The organism is Cupriavidus phytohabitans (assembly GCF_017815025.1).
GTDB lineage: Bacteria > Pseudomonadota > Gammaproteobacteria > Burkholderiales > Burkholderiaceae > Cupriavidus.
In genome coordinates, this window is sequence record NZ_JAGIQB010000233.1 from 1 (window position 1) to 617 (window position 617).

The window sequence follows — 617 nt, forward strand, 5'->3', positions numbered from 1 at the left end:
GCGTCCGCAGCTTCGGTATATAGCTTAGCCCCGTTACATCTTCCGCGCAGGACGACTCGATCAGTGAGCTATTACGCTTTCTTTAAAGGGTGGCTGCTTCTAAGCCAACCTCCTGACTGTTTTAGCCTTCCCACTTCGTTTCCCACTTAGCTATATTTGGGGACCTTAGCTGGCGGTCTGGGTTGTTTCCCTCTTGACACCGGACGTTAGCACCCGATGTCTGTCTCCCGTGATTGCACTCTTCGGTATTCGGAGTTTGCTATGGCGGGGTAATCAGCAATAGACCCCCCAACCATGACAGTGCTCTACCCCCGAAGGTGAGACACGAGGCACTACCTAAATAGTTTTCGGAGAGAACCAGCTATTTCCAGATTTGTTTAGCCTTTCACCCCTATCCACAGCTCATCCCCTAACTTTTCAACGTTAGTGGGTTCGGTCCTCCAGTACGTGTTACCGCACCTTCAACCTGGCCATGGATAGATCATCTGGTTTCGGGTCTACACCCAGCGACTCAACGCCCTGTTCGGACTCGCTTTCGCTACGCCTTCCCTAATCGGTTAAGCTTGCCACTGAATGTAAGTCGCTGACCCATTATACAAAAGGTACGCCGTCACCCC

General features: G+C 51.9%; 1 rRNA gene. It reads right to left on the bottom strand.

Going from position 1 to position 617, the window contains the following annotated elements:
• Positions 1 to 617: ribosomal RNA gene (locus tag J8I34_RS34285) — 23S ribosomal RNA — on the bottom strand; the annotation flags it as partial.